This window comes from Alishewanella aestuarii B11 (assembly GCF_000280055.1).
In the GTDB taxonomy this organism is placed as follows: domain Bacteria; phylum Pseudomonadota; class Gammaproteobacteria; order Enterobacterales; family Alteromonadaceae; genus Alishewanella; species Alishewanella aestuarii.
Genome location: NZ_ALAB01000002.1, coordinates 209,574 through 233,215 on the forward strand (window position 1 = coordinate 209,574; position 23,642 = coordinate 233,215).

Below are 23,642 nucleotides of genomic sequence, written 5' to 3' on the forward strand. Positions count from 1 at the left end.
GCTCCTTAATAGGGAGGGGGAAGCGGCAAACACGCTGTTTCACCGCCTTGGGCTTAAAGCAAAAAGGTTTCTATGGTTCTGGCCAGTGTTTCCCGCTCGATATCATAGGTAATAAATACCAAACGGGTTTGCCGGTCAGCGTCAGGCCAGGCAGTTAAAAAGGCCGCCGGATGAAAGATATGTTGCACCCCATGGATCACCACAGGGCCGGAGTGCCCCACGACATTAACAATGCCCTTCACCCTGAGCATATTCGAGCCCATTAATTGCATCAGGATATTAAGCCAGCCTTCCAGCCGACCTGGTGTAATGGCTTGTGGCAGCGTAAAGCAATGCGTCTTGATATGATCATTATGGCGGTTGGGATCATTCTGGCTAAGCGTGGTACTGGGCGCGCTGAGACTGGCAAGTTGCCCCGGCACAGTGTCACTCAGGCTGGTCAGTGAAAAGGCGGCACTGTTTAGCCATTGCCGCAGTGGGATAGTGCTTTGCTGAGGTTCAATATGGTCAAGACTCAGCAGCGCTTGTGGTTCTAAGTTGCCTTGCTGGATGGTTCTGATCTGAGCGGCCGGATTAAGCTGCTTTAACCGTGCAGTAAGCTGCGCCAGCTTTGGTGTTGGCTCAGCTTGTAAATCGGTTTTAGTTAGTAGCAACAAATCTGCTACCGCCACCTGCTTTTGCGATTCCGGATGCCGGTCCAGGGTTGCGGCAGCATGCAGGGTGTCGAGTGTGGTAATAACACCTTGTAGCCGGTATTTGGAGGCGAGGGTAATATCCGTCATCAGGGTATGCATAATAGGTGCTGGCTCAGCCAGGCCCGTGGTTTCAATAATCACCCGATCGAAACTGCGCTCGCCCTGGCGGGAGAAGCGCCAGTGAATATCACGCAAGGTTTTAGCCAGATCGCCTCGGATGGTGCAGCATAAGCAGCCACTGGCCAATTCGATAATCGTATCGTCACTGGCATGGCTGACCAGTAAATGATCCAGGCTGACAGTGCCAAACTCATTAATAATAATCAGGGTTCTGGCCAGCTCTGGCTGTTTTACCAGCTGGTTTAATAAGGTGGTTTTGCCACTGCCTAAAAAGCCAGTCAGTAAAAATACCGGTAAACGGGTGTTATTCGTCATAAAAATGTTTCTCAGCGCCTTCGTGCAGTAGTTTGACATCGGCGCAGTATTCCGAGACCGGCCTGATAAATAAGCGCGCCAAACCAATAGGCTCACCCGTTTCCAGGCAGTAACCGAATTCCTTGCGGGCGATGCGCGTTAGCGCCTGATCAATTTTCGGTAATAGCTTACGCTCGCGATCCATAATGCGCAGGCTAAGCCTCGACTCTTCTTCATATTGCGCCCGATCAACTTCATCACTAAGCTCTGGTGGGCTACTAAGCTGCTGTTTTAGTTCATCGACATGCAACATAGTGCGTTGTTTTAAATCGAGTAAATACCCTTTAAAAAATTCGAGTTGTTCTTCATTCATATAGTCTTCGTCTGGCGAGGCGAGCAGCCTGGCATGCTGCTCTGCGCGTTGGCTCAGATATTCGGCAGTCATATCTTTACTCCTGTTGCAAGCCGGGCAACTGCATCGTGGGGATGCAAGCTGTCCTGATGCTTGAATTCAATTGAGAACATAGGAAATTGCGTGCTGGGTAAATCAATATCTTGCATACCCACATAATCTAAATCGTTCCCAGGGTTGCTAAGGTGAGCCGAGGTGATCTCAATTAGCGATGAAGGGCTGATTTCAGAGGATAGTTGCAACATAGTACGGTCTGCGAGCTGAACAATAATGTGATATTATCACATTGCTGTTCAGGGCCAAGCACTTTGCGCAAATTAGCGCTTACTCCAGCTTGCACGGCTAACAAGCTTATAGCCCTGGTTTTTCTGGTGTTAATCGAACAGAGCTTGCAGCGCATTGCGCTGCACTTTAGTATGCGGCAACTCTTAGAAGGTGAATAAATTGTGATGTTTAGACTAGCCAAAATCTCGTTAGCCGTAGTGACGGTGCTGGTACATAGCCAGGTTGCGTATGCGGAGCAGTCAGAGGCCATTGCTTCAGAGGCTGCTGCTAAAGTGGAACGTATTGAAGTGCGCGCTTCAGGTTTAAAGCGCGAAGTCGTCGAAATGGCCGGTCCGGTTTCGGTATTAAGCGGTGAAGAGCTGCTGCGCCGCACCGACGTCAGTATTGGCGAAACGCTAAAATACGAAGTGGGCGTACATGCCAATTATTATGGCCCGGTGGCCTCGAGGCCGGTAATTCGCGGTCTGGATGGTGCACGGGTGCAGGTGGTGCATAACGGCATGGGCACCGGCGATGTGTCGCGTGAAGGGCCAGATCATACTATTACCGCCGATGCAGTAACGGCACAGCAAATCGAAGTACTACGTGGCCCTGCCACTTTGCTCTATGGCAGTGGTGCCATAGGTGGCGTGATCAACGTGGTCGATAACCGGATCCCACAGCAAAGGCCACAGCACAGCGATACCGTGATCCAAACCCGATTTGGTACTGCCGCCAGTGATCGTAGCTTAAGCTTTGCCCATGATAATGGCGCAGAGCAGTTTGCCTGGCACCTTGATGGCAATGTGCGTAAAGGCAATGACTATCGCGTACCTTTATATCAAAACGATGAGGGGGATAGCAGTAAGCGCTTGCAAAACTCCTGGTCAGAGCATCAGGTGCTGAATATCGGCTCCAGCTATATTGCCGAGCAAGGCTTTGTTGGTGTTAGCTATGGCATCATAAAAACGGAATACGGCTTACCGGAAGGCCCTGCTGCAGCAGAGGAAGAAGGTGAATATATTAAGCTTAATCAGCGGCGGGTTGCTCTGGCAGCGGAATATCGGCCAGTGAACAGCCTGTGGCAAAGTGTTACTGCTGATATTGCCTTTACCGATTATGATCATGCTGAATTTGAAGAGGGTGAGCCGGGTACTGAGTTTTTAAGTGAAGCTCTGGAGCTACGTACTACAGCAACCTATGAACTGGCAGACAGCTGGCGCGGTATTGTTGGTTATCATGCTAATTTGCGGGATTATCAGGCCTTAGGCGAGGAAACCTTTACGCCAAACACTGATACTGACAGCCATGCCCTCTTTATGCTGCATGAAAAACGCTTTGGTGTCATTAAGCTGGAATTTGGTAGCCGCTACGAGCAGCTCACGCATCAGGCCTATGAGCTAACCGACAGCCTGGGCAGCCGTGATCTAAAACAAAAATTTAATTTGTTTAGCTGGTCTTTTGGCGCGGTTTACGATGTTATGCCAAATCAGCAGCTGACCTTATCTTACAGCCAGGCTCAGCGAGCACCTGCCGCCAATGAACTCTACGCTAACGGCATTCATATCGGCACCCGCTCTTACGAGATTGGCGTAGGCTACGAGGTGAGCAATAGTAACGGCGCGACGCAAATTGTGCATAATCCGGCGCTAGCCAGCGCTGAGCAGGCCAATAACATTGATTTAGGTTGGCGCGGGCAATTTGCCAATATCAGCACTAATGTTAATCTGTTTTACAATCAAATAGATAATTACGCCTTTTTAGCCAATCTTGGTTTTGAGATTGCTGATTTTGCCGCTTACCAATATCAGCAGCAAGATGCCCGTTTACATGGTATGGAAGCCAGTATTAGCTGGCAAATTACCCCTGAGCATCAAGTTACGCTGATCGGTGATACCGTGGTCGCCCGTTTACGCGATGGTGGTTATTTACCACGGGTTCCGTCCTACCGTTTAGGCGCCGAGTATGCGTATCGGGCAGATAGCTGGGGCGGGCAGCTTGGACTGACGCACTATGGTAAACAAAACCGGCTGGCCGAAAATGAAAGCGCGACCGCAGGCTATACTCTACTGGAAGCGGGCCTGAACTATTACTTCGACTGGCAGCAACAGGAAGTGATGGCCTTTGCCAAGGTGCAAAACCTGACCAATCGCCTGGGCTTTGTGCACAGCTCCTTTATTAAGGAAGACGCGCCTCTGCCGGGACGACAGTTGGTACTGGGTTTACGCTTAAGTTTCTAACCCCCTCCATCCTCGATACACCATTGCCGGACGGCTTGCTGAACGGCAATGGTGCTTCTGCAGCTTAGTGCTGCCGCCCTTGTGACATATTTTCTTACAAATCCGCTACCGCTCAGACTGGCGTGTTATTAGCGTTTTCGTTAGTATCAGGCTACGTATTTTTTACATTTTTTCGGTAGAAGGATCCGCAAAATGAAAAAACTCTTTATTGTCAGTGCAGTAGCTTTAGCTGTAATCACTGGCTGTGCCCAGCAACAACCGGTGTCACAAGGAACCGCTGTCGAGCAACAACAAGCTACCGCGATTCTGGTTAGCCCTAACGATCAACGCCAGTATAAAACCCTGACCCTGCCGAATAAAATTGAGGTGATCCTGGTATCGGATCCAACCACTGAGAATTCAGCGGTGTCGCTGAGCGTCGGTGCCGGCATGTTGCAAGACCCGATGACACAGCAGGGCCTGGCGCATTATCTGGAGCATATGCTGTTTATGGGCACTGAACGCTACCCGGATCCGGCGGAATACAGCAACTTTGTCAGTCAGCACAATGGTGCTGCTAATGCCTATACCTGGCTTGATATCACCAACTATATGCTGCAGATCAACAATCAGGCCTTTGATGAGGCCTTAGATCGTTTTTCTGACTTCTTTAAAAGTCCGAAATTCTATCCTGAGTATTCAGATAAAGAGCGCAACGCCGTCAATGCCGAGCAATCGATGCGCCGTGAACAGGATTTCCTGGCCCAGTTTGAGCTAATGCGCCGGATGTTTGGCGAGCACCCGTCAAACCGTTTTCTGGCGGGCAGCCTGGAAAGTCTGAGCGACAAGCCCGGTAGCAAGCTGCATGATGAAATGCTGGCTTATTTTGATAAGTACTACTCGGCCAATAATATGAAGCTGGCGCTGATTAGTAATTTGCCACTGGCGGAGATGGAGCTACTGGCGCGTAAGCATTTTGGTGAGATCGTCAATAAAGATATTGAGATCCCAAAGGTAACAGCAGAACTGGATAATAGCCTGTTTGGTGCTAAGCGCATTCACTATGTACCAAATCAGGATGTGAAACAGCTGCGGTTAGATTTTACCATCCGTAACAACAGCGAGCAGTATGCGGTTAAACCCAATGAATTTATTGCGTATTTGTTACGTTCTGAAATGCCGGGTACTGCCGCCGCTCAGCTAAAAGCGGCGGGCCTGGTTTCCAGCTTTAATGTCTCGGTGACCCCGGATCTCTATGGTAACTACGGTACCCTGGCGATAGATATGAACCTGACTGATGCCGGTATGCAGCAGCGGGAAGCCATCACAGCGGTGGTGATGCAGTATCTGGATCTGATTAAGCAGCAGGGTGTCGATAGCAAATACTATAACGAGATCAAAACCAGCCTGGCCAATCAGTTCCAGTTTCTTGAGAAAACCGATGGTTTTGGCTACGTTGCCGGTTTAACCGCCTCGATGTTAAAGCTGCCGGTAAAACATGTGGTGGCAGCGCCCTATATTTACGAGCGTTTTGATGCAGAGGCCATCAATGATGTGTTAACCCAGCTGACACCGGCCAATCTGCGGGTGTGGTATATCAGCAAGCAGGAGCCACATGACAGCGAACTGATCCGCCATGTCGGTAAATATAAAATCGTTGATATCACTGCCGAAGAAAAAGCCGCCTGGCAACAACCGCTGGTGGCGTTGAACCTGCCGATGGTCAACCGCTTATTACCGGAAAGCTTCGCCATCAAAGCCCGTAGCGCGCAGCAAAAACCTGAGCTGGTTGTCGAGCAGCCGGGCATTAAGGCCTGGTTATATCCAAGCCAGGCGTTTGCCGACCAACCTAAAGGCCGGCTGGATATCGTGCTGAATAGCCCGGCGGCACAGCAGGATATTAAAGCCCGCGTCGCCTTTGCGCTGTGGCGTGATCTGTATAGCCTGGAGCAAAGTGCACTTCGCACCGAAGCCAGTGCTGCCGGCATGGATGTTTGGTTAAATGATGGTAATGGCCTGATTTTAAACCTGGACGGCTTTACCGATAAGCAGCCGCTGTTACTGGAGCAGTTATTAGCCGGTTTAACACCGAAGATCACGGCGGACGGTTATGCGCAAGCGGTTGATCGCTATGTGCGGGGCCTGGCAAACCAAACCCGGCAGGTACCATTCCGTCAGGCATTCTGGGCCTTTAACAGCCTGTATCGTGGCGGCAGCTATAATCCGGAGCAGTTAATTGCGACAGCTCAGGCGATGACGGCGGCAGATTTGCAGCAATTTATCGCCAGTACACTGCAGCAAAATCAGGTACGGGTGTTTGCTTTTGGTAATTACGATAAGCAGGATGTGCAAACTCTGGTCAGTAAGTTACAGGCCGCCTTACCGGCTGAGCGTACCGTAACGCCTTACACGCAAAGCCCGTTCTGGTTACCCAAGCCGGGTGATGTGATTACCCTGCAGCGTGATATTGATGTCACAGACGTGGCCTTAGTGGATATGCATGTACATCCGGTTAAAGGGATGGCAAGCCGGGCAGCGGCCAGTGTGTTGGCTTCGCACTTCTCCAATCAGGCGTTTGACAAACTTCGTACCGAAGAGCAATTAGCTTATGCGGTGGGTGGTACGGCGATTGATCTGAACGATTACACCGGTTTTGGTTTGTACATTCAGACCCCGGTCAAGGGCCCGGCTGATATGCAGCAGCGCTTTGAGGAATTTAAACAGCAGTATTGGCAAACCCTGCAACAGGTCACGCCGGAGCAATTTGCTACCTTAAAGCAAAGCTTGCTGATTAGTCTGAACGAGCCACCAAAAAATCTGCAGGAAGAAATGGGACCTTTAGTCAGTGACTGGTATCGCGAGCGCTTTGACTTCGATTCCAAGCAGCAACTGATTGCGGCTGTGGAGCAGGTAACCTTAAAAGATGTGCAGGATTTCTACCAGCAAACGCTGCTTAACCCGCAGGCCGCCCGCTTATCGGTGCAAATGCGTGGTACCAGCTTCCGGGAGCAGCCGTTCGCAACACTACCGAATCAGCAAGTCGTGACCGATATCGCAGAGTTCCAGCGCAAGATGGCTAAGCAATAGTCACGGTTAACACAGCACAAGATCCCTCCGGCAGACACTGCGGGGGGATTTTTTTATGGCCGCCCGGCCACTTCAGTTAGGCTGCTAACTGATATAAAAAGCAGGGTAAATGTCGTGTCAGTTCGGCTAGCGGGCCAAACAAAGGCAGGCGCCAGCCCTGTTAATGCCGGCGCACTAGCGCATGGTCACGAACTCTTCCGCCGAGGTTGGATGCAGCGCGACGGTGGCATCAAAGTCAGCCTTGGTAGCGCCCATTTTAATGGCAACGGCAAAGCCCTGCAGCACCTCGTCCATGCCCTCGCCAATGCCATGCAGGCCAATGACTTTTTCTTCCGGCCCTAAGCACACCAGTTTAAAGGTACTGAGGGCGCGGTGCGGGGTAATGGCGTTATACATCGCCGCAAAGCTGGAGCGATACACTTTAATTTGCTCTTTGCCATACTGCGCTATGGCTTGCTGTTCGGTCAGACCAATAGTGCCAATCGGCGGGTGGCTAAAGACGATAGTGGGGATTAGCGAATAGTCCATTTTCGCATCCGGCATAGCCGGGTTAAATAGGCGCTCGGCCAGCATACGGCCAGCTTTTACTGCCACCGGCGTCAGTTGTGCTTCGCCGGTAATATCACCGACGGCATAAATGCCCGGTACATTGGTATTTTGATAGGCATCGGTGCGGATATAGCCTTCGCTATCTGCCACCACACCGGCGGCAGCCAGGTTAAGCTGATCGGTTGCCGGTTCACGGCCAATGGCCCAGATCAGACAATCGACATTAAACAGGATACTGCCATTTTTCAGATAAACCGTTAGCCGGCCTTCGCCGGCGGCTTCCACTTTCGCTACCTCGGCTTCGGTATGCAATTGCAGTTCATCCTGCTGCATCCGGCTGAGCAGGGCGTCGGTAATATCGCGATCAAAGCTGCGTAGTGGCCGATCGCCCCGCACTAATAAATGCGTTTCAGTGCCAAGGGCATGCAACACCCCGGCGATTTCTACCGCGATATAGCCGGCCCCGACGACGACTGCTTTGGTAGGTTGTTGCGTCAGGGCAAAAAAGCCGTCGGAGTCGATACCCAGTTCAGCTCCCGGAATATCAGGTTTGGTCGGGCGGCCGCCAACGGCAATAGTGATATGATCGGCGGTAATGCGCTCACCGTTGACTTCCACTGTTCTGTGGTCGACAAAACGGGCAAAGCCCTGGATCAGTTCCACGCCATTACTGGCAAAACCACGCTGATAGGCACCATGAATACGCTCAATATAGGCTTCACGATTTTTGACCAGTGTGTCCCAGGCAAAGCCCTGTTGCTGCAGGTTAAAACCATAGCTGGGGCTATATTTTACCGCTTCAGCAATATGGGCACCGTACCACATGACCTTTTTCGGGACGCAGCCGACATTAACACAGGTACCACCTACGGCTTTGGCTTCAATAACAGCTGCTTTAGCGCCACGTTGGGCGGCGCGGTTGGCTGAGGCGATACCGCCGCTACCGGCACCAATGGCAAGATAATCATAATGACGAGTCATAACAGGGCCTGTCAGTTAATAGGGTAAAGACTGAACCAGATTTAAGGTTAAACCCTAACTCAGGTTGATAGATAGAGCAGATATAGGGCTAACCCGCGCCCAATACAAGCGTAAAGCTACAGGAATAACCAAAGATGGGGCACTGGCGCTTGACAAAGTGCCCGCCGACCCCAACATATTCACAATAGAATACTTTACAGGAACCCTGCCAATGAGCGCCATGAGCGATAATCCGTTACTTAGCTTTACTGACTTACCACCCTTTTCGAAAATTCAGCCCGAGCAGATAAAACCTGCGGTGGAGCAGGCGATCCGTGACGCCAGAGCCGTGGTTGAGCAGGTGGTCGCCAGTAGCGAGATCAGTTGGCAGACGATAGTGGAGCAGTTGGAGCAGGGCTCGGATCGGCTAAATAAGCTCTGGTCACCGGTATCGCATTTAAACTCTGTGGCCAACAGCCCGGAGCTGCGAGCGGCTTACGAGAGCTGTTTGCCGCTGTTATCTGATTTTAGTACCTGGCTGGGGCAGCATGAGGGCCTTTATCAAAAGTATCAGGCGCTGGCGCAAAGTCTGGAGTTTGCCGGTTTGACGACCGCGCAACAAAAGGTGGTGACCAATGCGCTGCGTGACTTTAAGTTATCCGGTATCGGTTTGCCAGAGCAGAAAAAGCAGCGCTATGGCGAGATCCAAAGTCGGCTGTCGGAATTAAGCTCTACCTTTTCCAATAATACGCTGGATGCAACTCAGGCCTGGTTTAAGCACGTCACCGATGAGGCTGAACTCGCTGGCTTGCCGGAAGATGCACGCATCGCGGCGGCCGAAGAGGCGCAAAGCCGTGAGCTAAACGGTTGGGTATTTACGCTGGAATTCCCCAGCTATATCGCGGTAATGACCTATGCCGATAATGCGGCCCTGCGCGAAACAATGTACAGCGCCTACTGTACCCGCGCGTCTGATCAGGGCCCGACGGCTGGACAGTTTGATAACAGCGCCATTATTGAAGAAACCCTGGCCTTAAAACATGAACTGGCGCAGCTGCTGGATTTTAATAATGCCGCCGAAGAGTCGCTGGCGACTAAGATGGCACAGAGCCCGGCGCAGGTGCTGGACTTTCTAACCGATTTAGCGCGTCGTGCCAAACCTCAAGCCGAGCGTGACCTAGCTGAGTTACGAGCGTTTGCCCAGAGTGAATTCGGTGTAAGTAGCTTAAATGCCTGGGATATCAGTTATTATTCGGAAAAACTGAAGCAGGCCCGTTACGCGATATCGGATGAGCAGTTACGGCCTTATTTCCCGGCTACTAAGGTGGTGCCGGGCTTATTTACCGTGTTAGAAAAACTGTTTGGTATTCGGATTGCGGCGCGTGACGGGGTCGATGTCTGGCACCCGGATGTACAGTTTTATGATATTTTCGCCGCCGATGGCAGCTTGCGCGGTAGCTTTTATCTGGATTTGTATGCCCGCAGCAAAAAACGCGGTGGTGCCTGGATGGATGATTGCCGTGGCCGGCGCTGGCTGGCCGATGGCCAGTTGCAAACGCCGGTTGCCTATCTGACCTGTAACTTTAATAAGCCGGTCGGTGGCAAGCCGGCCCTCTTTACCCACGATGAAGTGATTACACTGTTCCATGAGTTTGGTCATGGTTTGCATCATATGCTAACCCAGGTCGATGCCGCTGCGGTGGCCGGTATTAATGGCGTGGCCTGGGATGCGGTGGAGTTACCAAGCCAGTTTTTAGAAAACTGGTGCTGGGCGCCCGAGGCGTTACAGCTGATCTCCGGCCATTATGAAAGCGGCGAGCCACTGCCGGCCGACTTGCTGCAAAAAATGCTGGCGGCGAAGAATTTTCAGTCGGCGCTGTTTTTAGTGCGGCAACTGGAGTTTGCCCTGTTTGATATGCGGCTGCATGCCGAGTACGATCCGGCGCTGGGCGGTAGGGTACAACACTTGCTGGATGAGGTGCGCAGCCAGGTATCGGTGATAGTGCCGCCACGCTTTAACCGTTTTCAACACAGTTTTGGTCATATCTTTGCCGGTGGCTATGCCGCAGGCTATTATAGTTACCTGTGGGCCGAAGTGTTATCGGCCGATGCTTTTAGCCGTTTTGAAGAAGAAGGCGTATTTAACCCGCAAACCGGCCAGGATTTCCTGCACTGGATTTTAGAGCGAGGTGGCAGTGCTGAGCCGATGGAGCTATTTAAAGGTTTCCGTGGTCGTGAGCCATCAAATGAGGCCTTGCTGCGACATATGGGCATCGCCAGTTAAACTGGATACCGTATTACTTTAAGGACAATCTATGAGCAAGCTAATTCCGCGCAAGCTTTTCCCGTTGTTGTTGGCGACGGCAGCCTTAACACTCAGCGCCTGCCAACAGGCGGCCGGCAGCGGTGAAGCCCGGGTTGCACCGGCGCCGCTGGTAGAAGCCATTGATCCGCAGCGAGACCCAATAAAAGCGACACAAGCGAGGAAGCAACTGATGAGTCAAATTGAGCAAGTCGCTGACGTCAACGAGCTGCGCCGCGAAGTGCTGGCGTTGATTGCCGATAAAAGCGCCGACAATGTACAGCAGTGTCTGGTATTACCGCTGGGGCATAAGCCTTGTGGTGGGCCGGCGGAATATGTTGCGGTCTCGACCAAAGGTAAGGACCAGGCGGCACTGTTAAAGAAACTGGAAGCCTATAATCAGGCGGCAGAGGCTGAGAATCTGCGGCTGGGCCGGATGTCCGACTGTGCAGTGGTGCCTAAGCCGCAGGTGCAACTTGTTAACGGTCAATGTACGCTGGTTAATGAAGTAACCTATTAATCCTTCCAACGCTAAGGGCCGTTACAGACACGGCCACGATCGAGGTTAGACGCTTGCGTCAGGCAGAATCTTTTAAACTGATCTTACAGCGCGCCGAGGCCCGTAAAGGCGGCCCGGCGGCGCTGCGTGCTTTGCTGAGTGAACCACGCACTACTGCAGAACTCTCGGCCTTACCGGATAATCTGCTGTTAGCCGAGCTGACCAAGAAAATTTTTCAGTCGGGCTTTGTCTGGCGGGTGGTGCGGCAAAAATGGCCGGGTTTTTGTGAAGTGTTTTTCGACTTTGATATCGAAAAAATGCTGCTACTCAGTGATGAAATGCTGGAGCAAAAAGCGCAGGATCCCCGGATTATCCGCAATTTAAGCAAGGTGTTTACCATCCGTGATAATGCATTGATGATTTATCATCTGCAGCGTGAGCATGGCAGCTTTGCGAACTTTATCGCGAACTGGCCAGCAAGCGATATTGTCGGGCTTTGGGCTTATTTGAAAAAGCATGGCGCCCGGCTGGGTGGCAATACCGGTCCTTATGCGCTGCGTGCCATCGGTAAAGATACCTTTTTGCTGACTCAGGATATTGAAGCCTATCTGAAAGCCTATGGTGTTTTTGACGGCAGTAGCAGCAGTAAAAAGAGCCTGCAACAGATCCAACAGCAGTTTAACCAATGGCAGCAGGAATCCGGACTAAGTTTGCAGCAAATTAGTCAAACCATAGCGCTGAGTATTGGCGAAAACTATGCCGGGATGCAGCAATGAGTGTATTGCTCACCTCCTTACCGGCAGACTATGCCGATGAGCTACAACAGCGTTTCCCGTTAACCGTTATTACTGAGCCCGCTGGTTGGTACCTCTGCTGGGCAGATCAGGCGCTGGTATTGCGCCATGCCGACTTACCAAAGCAGGGCGATATTCTGGTCGATTTTGCCAGCGGTGCGGCCAGTTACCGGCGCCAGTTTGGTGGTGGCAAAGACGAAGCCATTGCTAAAGCTTGTGGCCTGAGTAAAAAGCGTAACCTGAGTATTATTGATGCTACCGCCGGTTTAGGGCGTGATGCCTTAGTGCTGGCCAATCTCGGTGCCGCTGTGACCTTGGTGGAGCGCAATCCACTGGTGGCGGCTCTGCTGTATGATGGTTTGCGCCGTGCCGCGGCCAATCCGGCGACAGCAGACCTCGCGGCGCGCATGCAACTGCATTTTGCTCCGGCATTGCAGGCGCTGACGGAACTGCCGCCAGCCGATGTGGTCTATCTGGATCCGATGTTCCCGCCACGCGAAAAATCGGCGCTGGTTAAAAAAGAAATGCGCGCCTTTCATGATGTGGTGGGCAGTGATTCCGATGCTGATGCACTGCTGGCGCCGGCATTACAGCTGGCGCGCTACCGGGTGGTGGTAAAGCGCCCCGGTTATGCCGAAGTACTGGCGCAGCAAAGCCCGCAGCTAGTGGTAAAGGGCAAGAATAACCGCTTTGATGTGTATATAAATCAGGCGATTGCCTGATATTAATTTAATAGCTTTGCGCTATGGCGCACTAAGGAATAAGCAATGATTAAAGTAGGCGATAGATTACCAGAAGTCAGCTTCTCACAATTAACAGCCGATGGCATGAAAAACCCCACTACCAGCGAGATTTTCGCCGGCAAAAAGGTGGTGTTATTTGCTGTACCGGGTGCTTTCACACCAACCTGTTCTGCCGCGCATTTGCCAGGCTATATTGCGCTGGCCGATCAAATTAAAGCCAAAGGCGTGGACACTATCGTTTGTACCGCCGTCAACGATGCCTTTGTGATGAAAGCCTGGGCTGATAGCCAGAACGCGGAAGAAATTACCTTTTTAGCCGACGGTGGTGGCAGCTTTCATAAAGCCATTGGCCTAACGATGGAAACGGCCGACTTTGGTGGTTTGCGGTCGCAGCGTTATGCGATGATTGTCGAGAATGGTGTTGTTACCCTGCTAAATGTCGAACCACCAAAAACCTTTGAAGTCAGTAAAGCCGAAGTGCTATTGGCTGCGTTATAATAACTCTCTGCAATGACAGCTGGCCGCAAGATGACGCGGCCAGTTAAATTCTTAACTGTTGTTATAGGAAAAATAGTTTGAAATCAATCGGTATTGCTGGGGCGGGGTTTTCCGGCGCTATTATTGCGAATGAATTGGCGCAAGCGGGTTATAAGGTTGCGGTGTTTGAGCCTCGCTCGCATATCGCTGGTAACTGTTTTTCTGCCCGTGACGCCCTAAGCGGTGTGATGGTTCATAAATATGGCCCTCATATTTTTCATACCGATAAAGAACATGTTTGGCGCTATGTAAATCAACTTAGCGTCTTTAAACCTTATGTCAATCGCGTCAAAGCGAATGCGGGTGGCAAAATTTATTCGTTACCAATTAATTTGCACACCATTAATCAGTTTTTTGGTAAGGCCATGTCTCCAACAGAAGCAGCTGAGTTTATTCGTCAGCAAGCTGATAATAGCATTGCAGAGCCAGAAACTTTTGAGCAGCAAGCTATGAAGTTTGTTGGAGAGGCTTTGTACCGAGCGTTTTTTGCGGGCTACACACAAAAGCAATGGGGTTTATCACCAACAGAGCTTCCAGCCAGTATTTTGAAACGCTTACCGCTACGTTTTAACTATGATGATAATTATTTTAATCATCAATTTCAGGGGATGCCCGAGCACGGTTACACCCCTTTAGTTGAAAAGCTGCTGGACCATCCGAATATCACTGTTCATCTGGAAACGAAGTTAAGCCGCGCAAAGTGTGCAGACTTTGATCACGTATTTTGGTCTGGGCCCTTAGATGCCTACTTTGATTTTAGTTTAGGCCACTTACCCTATCGTACGCTGGAGTTCAAAGAGATTCGTGCCAGCGGTGATTATCAGGGCACAGCAGTTATCAATTACTGCGATCCAGAGATCCTTTACACCCGCATTAGCGAACATAAGCACTTTGCGCCTTGGGAACAGCATGCGGATACAGTGTGTTTTGCTGAATACAGTCGTCAGGCGACTCAAGATGATGAACCATACTACCCGGTACGTTTAGTTAACGATAAGCAGCTGTTATCTGATTATGTGGCACTGGCGCAGCAAGAGCAGGCTATTACTTTCGTCGGTAGATTAGGGACTTATCGCTATTTGGATATGGACGTCACCATTGACGAAGCCCTACAAACTGCCAAAACCTTTTTACAGACACAGGCCGCCAAGCAAGCTATGCCGGTTTTTGTCATTTCACCACTGTAACGGATGTTTTTGATGATAAAGCCTTTCTTAATCGTTGCCCGTGTTGGCGATCGTTCTTTGCATCCACATTGGTTACAAGACGGTGCACCAATGTTTGATGTATTTCTGAGTTATTTTGGTGATGAACCACAAAAGTATCGCGATCAAGCGACTTACTATGAACAGGCAAAAGGCGGTAAATGGCCGGAGATTGGCCGTATTGTAGAGCAGAACTGGCACCTGATTAGTCAGTACAAAGCAGTATGGTTCCCGGATGATGATTTGCTAATAAATGCGAGTGAAATAAACCGTTTGTTTAGTTTTATGCTGGCTTTCGATTTAGCGCTTGCCCAGCCGGCGCTTAGTATGGATTCGTACTTTTCGCATTCCAGCTTACTGGTGCAACATAATTCGGCGTTACGTCTGACTAACTTTATTGAAGTGATGGCTCCCGTCTTTTCAGCGAAAGCTCTGCAAACCCTGCGACATACTTTTAAACAGAGTCCCTCTGGATGGGGGCTCGACAATCTGTGGCCTCATTTGTTAAGTGCGGACGATAGAATCGCAGTAATTGACGCTGTAACGGTCGTGCATACCCGGCCGGTAGGTGGGGAGTTATACAAGAAAAACCCCGACTTGCACCCGGCGAATGATGTACGCAAGTTGGCGGAAATGTATCCTGAACTGGATATTAGCCGAAGCAGCTTTAAGAATAAATTCAGGGTTTTTGCTCAGCTTCGGTATGCGATTAGCCATAACCCGCTGTCTGCATTTATCTTAGGTAAGAAGCAGCGCATTTTAAGTAAGAAACGTTCCAAACAGGTAACAAAGTATGGGCAAAGCCCAAAAACTGGCGTCTAGTGCCGAGGAATTTATGACAACAGTAAACGTACTATGTATCAAATGGGGTAAAAAATATGGCCCTGAATACGTAAATAAGCTGCACTCGATGGTTAGCCGCAACCTCACATTGCCATTTCGCTTTGTTTGCCTAACTGATGATAGTGTAGGAATTGATAGCAAGATTGAAGTGAAACCCATACCTGCAGTTGGTTTCAAAGATTTTGATGAGCGTCAGCCCTGGAGCTTTGGCCACGGTTGGCTAAAGGTTACCAGTTTTGCTGACCCGCTTTACGACCTCAGCGGCCCTACGTTATTTATCGATCTCGATGTGGTGATTGTTGACAATATCGATTGCTTCTTTCAACCGCAGGGCGAATTCTTCGTTATAAAAGAGTGGGACAAGTCTGACGATACTGGTAATACCTCTGTATATCGTTATGAGATTGGAGCACACAGCGATCTGATTGAGTTATTGAAAAACCATAAAGACCGTGAGTTGGCTAAGGTACGCAATGAGCAAGAGTTTGTGACTCAGAATCTGGCGCGGCAAGGAAAACTGCAGTACTGGCCGGAAGGCTGGTGTGTTAGCTTTAAACGCCATTGCTTGCCAAAAGGCATTATGAACTGGTTTAAGCCTGCTACCATACCTAAAGGAGCTAAGATTGTCGCTTTCCATGGTAAGCCGAATCCGCCGGATGCTATCGCCGGCGTCAGTGGTAAGTGGTACCGCCGCGTACTGCCGGTGCAGTGGGTTAAAGATATGTGGCAGTAAGGCCGCTTATGAACTTTAAAATATTTATCATCAATTTGGATCGCTCAGTCGAGCGATACCAGCACGCCGTCGCTCAGTTAGCTGCTTGGCCCGATCTGCCGGTAGAGCGATTAAGTGCGGCAGATGGAAGTAGAATGAGTGAAGAGGAGCTAAACCAATATTATTTGCTCACTCTGAACCAACAGCATTATCACAAACTCTTGAAGCCCGGAGAGAAAGGCTGTTATATCAGCCATATAAGGTGTTGGCAGCAAATCGTGGCACAGCAACTCGATTTTGCGCTGATTTTGGAAGATGATTTTGTAGTGCAATGCGATCTCCCCGCTCTAGTTAATGAGATTAGCCAACTCAAAGAGCAGTGGCATTATATTAAGCTGGCGATGCCAAACAAAGCTCAGCCGGTTATACAGCGTAAAGCGCTAGGGGCAGGGTTTTCCTTGGTTCATTACAAAAAACATCCGGTTTCTACTGTTGCACAATTTGTAAGTTTGGCAGGCGCGCAATTACTGCTGGATAAGGCGGTTCCATTCTATCGACCTGTTGACGTTATGCTGCAATATCACTTTGCTCTGGGTATAAAAGCACTGGGCATTTCGCCACAGCCCTTTTGCCCGGAACATAGTTTTGATAGCAACATCTATACTCGAGATAAAGCGGATAAAAAGCAGTGGTTGTTCTTTAAGAATCGACTAAGCTACTTTTTTCAAAGCCAGTTTTTCAATTTGAGAACCTATGGTCTTAAGTCCTTTCTTAAGGCCCGCAAGTTATCGGAGTAATTGTGTCTGACAGTAGTATGATGTCTTGCTCAACGAAACTTAAGGTTTTGCATTTTGTTACCGGTGGTTTTTCCGGAGGTGCAACACAGGTAGCTATTTCGTTGGTGCGTGCAGCGCTGAACTCTGAGCAACTGAGCCCGACCTTGGTGCTGCGCAAAAAACGTCGCGGCGACCCAGCGCGTATTGCCGAGCTGCAGCAGCAAGGCGTTCCGGTAGTCGTAGTACCGGGTTGGAGTAAGATTGCAACGATTTGGGCATTAGTAAAGTTATGTCAACAGCAGCAGCCTGATGTATTGGTAGCGCATGGTTTTAGTGAGCATTTGTGGGGCCGCTATGCCGGACTATTGGCCAAGGTTCCGGTATTAATCCATGTCGAACATAATACCCGAGAGCGTTACAATTGGTGGCGCTTAGCGCAGTCACGTTGGTTGAGCCAGCGAACTGCCGCAATAGTTGGGTGTTCTGAGGGTGTGAAAGCTGTGTTGCTCGCACAAGGTATGCCCGTTGAGCGCTGTTATGCAATCTCTAATGGCATCAACACCCAGCCATTTCAGACTCCGGTTCCTCTCCTGACAGAACGCGCACCCAATATCGTTATGGTGGCGCGTTTTTCAAAACAAAAAGACCATGCGACCTTGTTTCGGGCTCTAGCGTTACTCAAAGCGGAAGGTTTAGCGCCGGAGTTATTGCTGGCCGGTGGAGGTAAAGCCTTGCATCGTAAGCCACTGGAAAAACTGGCGCAGCAACTCGATATTAGCGAGCAGGTGAAGTTTTTAGGTGTGGTAAGGAATGTTCCGGAGTTGTTGCAACAAAACCAGATCGCAATGTTAAGTTCACATTACGAGGGTATGCCTCTGGCGTTGTTAGAAGGGATGGCTGCGGGGTGTATCGCGATCGGCAGTAAAGTGCCGGGCATTCAGGAAGTGATCAAGCATGGGGAAGATGGCTGGTTAGTGGCAGAAAATGACGTTTCGGCGATGGCGCAGCTACTCAAAACCTGTTTACTGAGTGCTGAGCAGCAGCAATCATTGGCTGACGCCGGCCGAGCCCGGGCCTTGACCGAATTTAGTCGCGAGCGGATGAATCAGCAGTACGAAAACCTGTGTATTCAGCTTGCTGTCGCGGTTAGAAAGCACCGGGAAGCCTAAGTGACTCGGTTTAGTCTGGCGCTTTACCAACTCGGACTCTATTTACTGTTGCCGTTGCTGCTGCTGTATTTTGTTTGGCGTGCACGCAAGGACCCGGCGTACCGGCAGCGTCTGCTTGAGCGTTTTAGCTTGGGTTTAAAAAAACGTGGGTTGCAAGCAGGCGGCATAGTGGTGCATGCGGTCTCAGTGGGCGAAACTATTGCCGCTACACCTTTGATTAAGCAGCTGCAACAGCAATATCCGACCCTGCCGCTGACCGTCACCGGCACGACCCCAACGGGTTCGGCGACCATCAGTAGCCGCTTTGGCAACACTGTACAGCACTGCTATTTGCCACTGGATTATCCCGGCAGTGTCCGGCGCTTTTTAGACGCGCTTCAGCCAAAGCTGCTGGTGATTGTGGAAACAGAGCTGTGGCCTAACTTACTCGCTGCTTGCCGAAAGCGACACATTCCGGTGGTGGTCGTTAATGCCCGTTTATCGACCCGCTCAGCTAAGGGGTATCGTCGTTTTAGTGCCTTAACCCGGCCGTTACTGAATAATATCAGCCTGTTATTAACCCAGGATCGCGCCAGCGCCCGCCGCTTTCGGGCGCTGGGTTTTGGTAATACCCTGCAAGTGACGGGTAATCTAAAGTTTGAACTGGCGATCCCAGCGCAAACCGCGCAGCTGGTAACGCAATTTTCGCCGCTATTAAAAACGCGGCTGGTATGGGTCGCTGCCAGTACCCATGCCGGTGAGGATGAGCAGTTACTGGCGCTTTATCCACGCTTAAAACAGCGCTTCCCGCAGTTATTACTGTTACTGGTACCACGCCATCCGGAGCGTTTTGACAAGGTCGCACAGCTGGCGCAAGCCCAGGGGTATAGCGTCTGGCGCCGCAGTAGCGGGCAGTTACCCGGAGCAGACACCGAAATTGCGGTCGGTGATTCGATGGGCGAGCTGCTGGTCTGGTATCAGCTGGCCGATCTGGTGTTTATCGGTGGCAGTTTAATCGAGCGCGGCGGCCATAATCCGCTGGAAGCCATTTGCTTTGGCAAGGCAGTACAAAGCGGGCCGCATATTTTTAATTTTAATGAGGCGTACCGGCAGCTGCAGCAACAGCAGGCCGTGGTGCTGGTAGCCGATAGTGAGCAGCTGTTTGCCAGCTGTTGTCAGCTGCTTAGCGATGTCAGCTTACGTCAACAGCTCGGGCAACGTGCCCAACAGTTTTTCTCCCGGCAGCAGGGCGCCACGGCGCGTACCCTGGATGCTATCAACCTTTTTGTTGCAGGAACCCTTATGCCAAGCCAGCCTTTAGCGCACACGTCAGCCTATCAGACTAAGCAAGCCGGTAACGCCAGCTATTGGTACGATCCGGCGTTTTTTACTGAGATCGCCGCTGAGCAGTTTCAAAGTGCCTGGTGGCAACAGCAACAAGCGGTGATTGGCAGCTCCAGCGGCCGCAATACCGCCTATTTTGTCCAACATGGCGGGCATAAACTGGTGCTGCGGCATTATTACCGTGGCGGCCTGGTCGGCAAGCTGCTGCATGATCAATTCTGGCTGCAGCCGGTGGCACAAAGCCGGGCGATGCAAGAATACCAGTTATTAAGCTGGATGCGTGCGCAGGGCCTGGCGGTGCCAAGACCGGTAGCCGCGCGGTATCAGCGTAGTGGTTTAATTTATCGCGCTGACTTACTGATTGAGCTTATTCCCGACAGTAAAGATCTGGCGGCGATTTTGCAGCAAAGGGCCATGACTGCCGAGGAATGGCAGGCTGTGGGCCAGGCGATCGCACAAATGCACCGGCTGGGGGTTTATCATTCGGATCTGAATTGTCGCAATATTATGCTGGATAGCGCTGGCAAGGTCTGGCTGATTGATTTTGATAAATGCGAGCGCCGCGAGCCGGGACCGTGGACTGAGCAGAATTTAGCGCGTCTGCTGCGCTCCTTCAATAAAGAGCGCGGTAAACTCGCCGTGTTCCACTGGCAGGATACGGACTGGGCAGCGCTGTTAGCCGGTTATCAGCAGTCGCGTAGCTCTGTGGCGGAGCGCAACTAAGATGCAGCAGTGGGATGTTATCGTCGTTGGCGCGGGTGCGGCCGGCTTATTTTGCGCCATTGAAGCAGCGAAGCGTGGTCGTAAAACCTTAGTACTGGATAATGGCAAACGCATCGGCCGCAAAATTCTGATGTCGGGTGGTGGCCGTTGTAATTTCACCAATATCTATGCCAGCCCGGCCAATTATTTATCGCAAAACCGCCATTTTTGTAAGTCGGCACTCAGTCGCTACACGCAGTGGGATTTTATTGCGCTGGTGCAGCAATATGGCATTGCCTACCACGAGAAAACTCTGGGCCAGCTGTTTTGTGATGACAGCGCCAAAGATATCGTTGAGATGCTGCAACAGGAGTGTGATAAAGCCGGGGTGCAGATTGCACTACAGCAGGAGATCACGACGGTTAGCTATCAGGATGGTCAGTATCAGGTTGTTACGCCACAGCTTAGCCGGCAGTGCCAAAGCCTGGTAATTGCCAGCGGCGGCCTAAGCCTGCCTAATCTCGGTGCTACCGCCTTTGGTTACCAACTGGCTGAGCAATTTGGCTTAAAGGTGCTGCCACTGCGCGCCGGCTTGGTACCGCTAACCTGGCAACCGGCCGATAAAGCGGTGTTTGAAGAAATCAGCGGGGTGTCGCTGCCGGTGACCGCCGAGGCCAATGAGGTGCTGTTTCCGGAAGATATGCTGTTTACCCATCGCGGCCTAAGTGGCCCGGCAATTTTGCAAATCTCCAACTATTGGCAACCCGGCGATGAGCTGACGATTAACCTGGTGGCAGGCCAGGACTTAACCACACTGCTCACCGAGCTGCAGCAACAGCATCCAGCGCAGGAACTAAAAACCGCGCTGTCACGGGTGCTACCTAAGCGGTTGGTGGAGAAATTATTAGAGCTTAATGTGTTTCAAAATCAGCCGCTGAAAGCGCTAAATCCAAAAAGTATTGAGCGGCTGGTCGACAGTCTGCAGCACTATATTTTTAAACCGAATGGCACCGAAGGCTACCGCACAGCTGAAGTGACCTTAGGTGGCGTGGACACCGATGAGCTGTCGTCCAAAACGATGGAGGCAAAAAAGCAGCCGGGTCTGTATTTTATCGGCGAGGTAGTCGATGTTACCGGTTGGCTCGGTGGCTACAATTTCCAATGGGCCTGGAGCTCCGGCTGGGTCGCCGGGCAGTATTGTTGAATAAGAAGCAAGATGAAAAAACTTTCTAAAGTACAACTTAAACAACAGGCCGCCGTAATGGCGGCGGTGACCAGTCTGGAGCAGCAGGCGCTGGCGGAATTATCTGGCGTAGTGCAGGCCTGGTTTAGTATGGAATATGAAGCCTTTCCGGGGTCTTTGCTGGTGCGGCTGCAATTTGCTGAACAGGCACAGTTAGAGGCAGCACAGCCACAGTTATTGCTGTGGCAAAAGCGGCTGAGTGCGTTAATGCTGAAAAAGGGTTTTGTGCTAAAAGATTTACGTAAACATCTGGTGTTTACGCTAAGCGGGCCGGACGATTAATCCGGCCTGTTTTGCTCTGGCGCTAACATTGCGTCTGACAGCCTAAGCTGCAGAGGTTTCAGCTTAGGTGCGCTGCGTTAGTCTTTTTGCAGCAGATAATCCAATAGCTGAAAATAATCTTCATTTGACTGAATATCGTCCGGTAACTCAGTACCGACCAGATACTTACCCTTTACCACAATCGCCGGCACGCCCTGAATACGGTTATCCAACATCTCGCGGTTAGCCTGCTCCATTAGCGCCCGTGCCTGCTCTGAGTTTGCCAGTTCACTAAAGGCGTTGCTATCCAGCTGATGCTGCGCCAAGAAGGCATTGATAGCTGCCAGATCAGGGAGCTGGTTTTTCTCTACCCGGGTGTCTCGGTACAGCGTAAAGAGCGCATCCGTCAGGGCAGCGTTGCCCCCTAATTGCAAAGCATAAAACACACTGGCATCAAAAGCCCAGCGCTCGCCTAAAGCCGGATGGCGGCGCAGCAGCGAGACTTGTGGCCGCTCAGCCAGATAAGCTTTTAATAAGGGTTCAAAGTTCTGACAATGCGGACAACCGAGCCAGAAATATTCGGTTAAGCCTTGCTGCGCGGCCGGCTCGGTGAGCGGCTTGCTCAATACCTGATAATGCTTACCACTGGTAAAGATCCGCGCCGGGGTGGCAGCGTCTGTACTAAGGGCCTCACTGACCGGTGGTGTTTGGGGTGAGCAGGCTGCCAGCAGCGCAAGCGGTAACAGCAGGTATAAGAACTTCATACAACAACCTTAACGTTAAAAGCGGGAGAGTGCAGTGTACGGATTTTCGCGGCCTACCACAATTATCCGGCGCCGCGCGGCAGATGCTAACCGATGAGCGGCTAACAGGCTGCGACTTTTCGCCTAATCAGGTTATGATAATGACATCACAGGTTAAGCGATGGAACAACATGGGATATTTTCTTGGTGCTTATGCCGCTTCGGCCAATGTCAGCGGTTGGGACGCGCAGCTGGAGGCCGACTATTATCGTGGGCTGGCAGGCTTAGCAGAGGTCAAAGGACTAGAGCATCCCTTTCTCGGGCAACTGCATCAGCATGATGATGCCTGGTTTTTACAGCATCTGGCGCCGCACTGGGATTATGTATTTACGACTATTCCCGGGGTGATGAATGCACTGGCGACTCAGCCCGGCTTCGGGCTGGCATCGACCGATCCGGCGGGGCGCCAGGCGGCACTCGACTTTATGCAGGCCGCCCGCCAGGCGATTCTGAAGTTAAATCAGCATCTGGGGCGACAGGCGGTTAAAGCTATCATGCTGCACACAGCGCCGGCACGGGACAAGGTTGCAGGTAGTGCCGCCTGCTTTATGGCGTCGATGCAGCAGCTGCTCAGTTGGGACTGGCAGGGTGCCCAGCTGCTGGTCGAGCATTGTGATGCCTATCTGCCACCGCAGTTGCCATCTAAGGGCTTTTTGAGCCTGAGCGATGAGCTTGCCGTCTTAAGTCAGTTAAAACAGCAGGGTGCTGCCCCGGTTGGCGTGGTGATTAACTGGGGGCGTTCGGTATTTGAAGGTCGTGATCCCGCTGCGGCTATTGCACACATTCAGGCGGCAAAAGACGCAGGGCTGCTGGCCGGTCTGATGTTTTCCGGCGTCTCCGGCGAAGACAGTGCCTATGGTGCCTGGCGCGACAGTCATCAACCGATCCGTAATACCCAGGCACCTGAGTTGGGCTCGGCCTGTTCCTGGCTGACCGAGCAGGAGGTTGCCGCGGCGCTAAAGGCAGCCAGCCCGGTTGAACACTTAACAGTACTGGGCCTGAAAATCGGTGTGCGGCCAGTTACCGCTACTGTGGCCGAGCGCTTAACTTTATTGCAGGCGCAGTTACAGATCCTGACACAGCAACAGGCGTTAATCACGTCCATTTCACCAGTTAACGGGAGCATCTAA

The 23,642-nt window shown here is 51.4% G+C and carries 21 protein-coding genes; 16 read left to right on the forward strand and 5 right to left on the reverse strand.

Translation table 11 applies throughout. The annotated features are described in order from the left end of the window. Window positions 1-53: 53 nt before the first annotated feature. From AEST_RS01865 to AEST_RS01875, 3 genes are read right to left on the reverse strand one after another with little or no spacing between them, the layout of a single operon-like run. Window positions 54-1,130 carry a CobW family GTP-binding protein gene (locus AEST_RS01865; protein WP_008606662.1) on the reverse strand — a complete coding sequence of 359 codons (1,077 nt, stop codon included), beginning with the start codon at window positions 1,128-1,130 and terminating at the stop codon, window positions 54-56. Next, entirely contained in the window at window positions 1,120-1,554 is a 435-nt protein-coding gene (locus AEST_RS01870; RefSeq protein ID WP_008606664.1) for a TraR/DksA C4-type zinc finger protein, read from the reverse strand. Before AEST_RS01870 ends, AEST_RS01865 begins: the two co-directional genes overlap by 11 nt. After that, a complete protein-coding gene (locus AEST_RS01875; protein ID WP_039924851.1) occupies window positions 1,551-1,766 on the reverse strand; it encodes a hypothetical protein in 216 nt (71 codons plus the stop codon). Before AEST_RS01875 ends, AEST_RS01870 begins: the two co-directional genes overlap by 4 nt. A 204-nt stretch (window positions 1,767-1,970) precedes the next feature. Between AEST_RS01875 and AEST_RS01880 the strand changes: the two genes are divergently transcribed. Together AEST_RS01880 and AEST_RS01885 are read left to right on the forward strand one after the other, a co-directional pair. After that, entirely contained in the window at window positions 1,971-4,025 is a 2,055-nt protein-coding gene (locus tag AEST_RS01880; protein WP_008606669.1) for a TonB-dependent receptor, read from the forward strand. A 192-nt stretch (window positions 4,026-4,217) separates the two neighbouring features. Next, window positions 4,218-7,091 (forward strand): insulinase family protein, encoded by a 2,874-nt coding sequence (locus tag AEST_RS01885; RefSeq protein ID WP_008606670.1) that lies wholly within the window; start codon window positions 4,218-4,220, stop codon window positions 7,089-7,091. Between the two features lie 174 nt (window positions 7,092-7,265). Here the strand turns inward: AEST_RS01885 and gorA are convergent, their stop codons facing one another. Beyond that, a complete protein-coding gene (gene gorA / locus AEST_RS01890; RefSeq protein ID WP_008606672.1) occupies window positions 7,266-8,621 on the reverse strand; it encodes a glutathione-disulfide reductase in 1,356 nt (451 codons plus the stop codon). A 211-nt stretch (window positions 8,622-8,832) separates the two neighbouring features. Here gorA and prlC point away from each other — a divergent pair, with 211 nt between their 5' ends. The 13 genes from prlC to AEST_RS01955 all read left to right on the forward strand — a co-directional run bounded on the left by prlC (window position 8,833) and on the right by AEST_RS01955 (window position 21,730). Continuing rightward, window positions 8,833-10,884: an oligopeptidase A gene (gene prlC, locus AEST_RS01895; protein WP_008606673.1), complete on the forward strand. Its 2,052-nt coding sequence runs from the start codon at window positions 8,833-8,835 to the stop codon at window positions 10,882-10,884. A 31-nt stretch (window positions 10,885-10,915) separates the two neighbouring features. Further along, complete coding sequence (locus AEST_RS01900) at window positions 10,916-11,422, forward strand: hypothetical protein (RefSeq protein WP_008606675.1); 507 nt, start codon at window positions 10,916-10,918, stop codon at window positions 11,420-11,422. A gap of 53 nt (window positions 11,423-11,475) precedes the next feature. Next, window positions 11,476-12,177, forward strand: coding sequence for a DNA-3-methyladenine glycosylase I (locus AEST_RS01905; protein WP_008606677.1), 702 nt, complete (start codon window positions 11,476-11,478; stop codon window positions 12,175-12,177). Beyond that, on the forward strand, window positions 12,174-12,917 hold the full coding sequence (locus tag AEST_RS01910) for a class I SAM-dependent methyltransferase (protein ID WP_008606678.1): 744 nt from the start codon (window positions 12,174-12,176) through the stop codon (window positions 12,915-12,917). The genes AEST_RS01905 and AEST_RS01910 overlap by 4 nt, the downstream gene beginning before the upstream one ends. Before the next feature lie 45 nt (window positions 12,918-12,962). Beyond that, window positions 12,963-13,436, forward strand: a complete 474-nt coding sequence (locus tag AEST_RS01915; protein ID WP_008606679.1) for a peroxiredoxin — start codon at window positions 12,963-12,965, stop codon at window positions 13,434-13,436. 77 nt (window positions 13,437-13,513) lie between these two features. Then, window positions 13,514-14,662: a UDP-galactopyranose mutase gene (gene glf, locus AEST_RS01920; protein WP_008606680.1), complete on the forward strand. Its 1,149-nt coding sequence runs from the start codon at window positions 13,514-13,516 to the stop codon at window positions 14,660-14,662. A gap of 12 nt (window positions 14,663-14,674) precedes the next feature. Continuing rightward, window positions 14,675-15,502: a DUF707 domain-containing protein gene (locus AEST_RS01925; protein WP_008606681.1), complete on the forward strand. Its 828-nt coding sequence runs from the start codon at window positions 14,675-14,677 to the stop codon at window positions 15,500-15,502. Window positions 15,503-15,515: 13 nt separating this feature from the next. Beyond that, on the forward strand, window positions 15,516-16,256 hold the full coding sequence (locus AEST_RS01930; protein WP_237709320.1) for a glycosyltransferase: 741 nt from the start codon (window positions 15,516-15,518) through the stop codon (window positions 16,254-16,256). An 8-nt stretch (window positions 16,257-16,264) separates the two neighbouring features. After that, on the forward strand, window positions 16,265-17,032 hold the full coding sequence (locus AEST_RS01935; protein WP_008606683.1) for a glycosyltransferase family 25 protein: 768 nt from the start codon (window positions 16,265-16,267) through the stop codon (window positions 17,030-17,032). 2 nt (window positions 17,033-17,034) lie between these two features. After that, window positions 17,035-18,180: a glycosyltransferase gene (locus AEST_RS01940; RefSeq protein ID WP_008606684.1), complete on the forward strand. Its 1,146-nt coding sequence runs from the start codon at window positions 17,035-17,037 to the stop codon at window positions 18,178-18,180. Beyond that, a complete protein-coding gene (gene waaA / locus AEST_RS01945) occupies window positions 18,181-20,226 on the forward strand; it encodes a lipid IV(A) 3-deoxy-D-manno-octulosonic acid transferase (protein ID WP_008606685.1) in 2,046 nt (681 codons plus the stop codon). It begins immediately after the preceding gene. A 1-nt stretch (window position 20,227) separates the two neighbouring features. Further along, the gene (locus tag AEST_RS01950; protein ID WP_008606686.1) at window positions 20,228-21,409 is read left to right on the forward strand and encodes a BaiN/RdsA family NAD(P)/FAD-dependent oxidoreductase; all 1,182 of its coding nucleotides are present in this window, start codon (window positions 20,228-20,230) and stop codon (window positions 21,407-21,409) included. Between the two features lie 12 nt (window positions 21,410-21,421). Continuing rightward, window positions 21,422-21,730: a hypothetical protein gene (locus AEST_RS01955; RefSeq protein ID WP_008606688.1), complete on the forward strand. Its 309-nt coding sequence runs from the start codon at window positions 21,422-21,424 to the stop codon at window positions 21,728-21,730. 77 nt (window positions 21,731-21,807) lie between these two features. Here the strand turns inward: AEST_RS01955 and AEST_RS01960 are convergent, their stop codons facing one another. Further along, complete coding sequence (locus AEST_RS01960; protein WP_008606689.1) at window positions 21,808-22,473, reverse strand: thiol:disulfide interchange protein DsbA/DsbL; 666 nt, start codon at window positions 22,471-22,473, stop codon at window positions 21,808-21,810. 140 nt (window positions 22,474-22,613) lie between these two features. Between AEST_RS01960 and AEST_RS01965 the strand changes: the two genes are divergently transcribed. Continuing rightward, window positions 22,614-23,642 (forward strand): DUF4862 family protein, encoded by a 1,029-nt coding sequence (locus tag AEST_RS01965; protein WP_238534535.1) that lies wholly within the window; start codon window positions 22,614-22,616, stop codon window positions 23,640-23,642.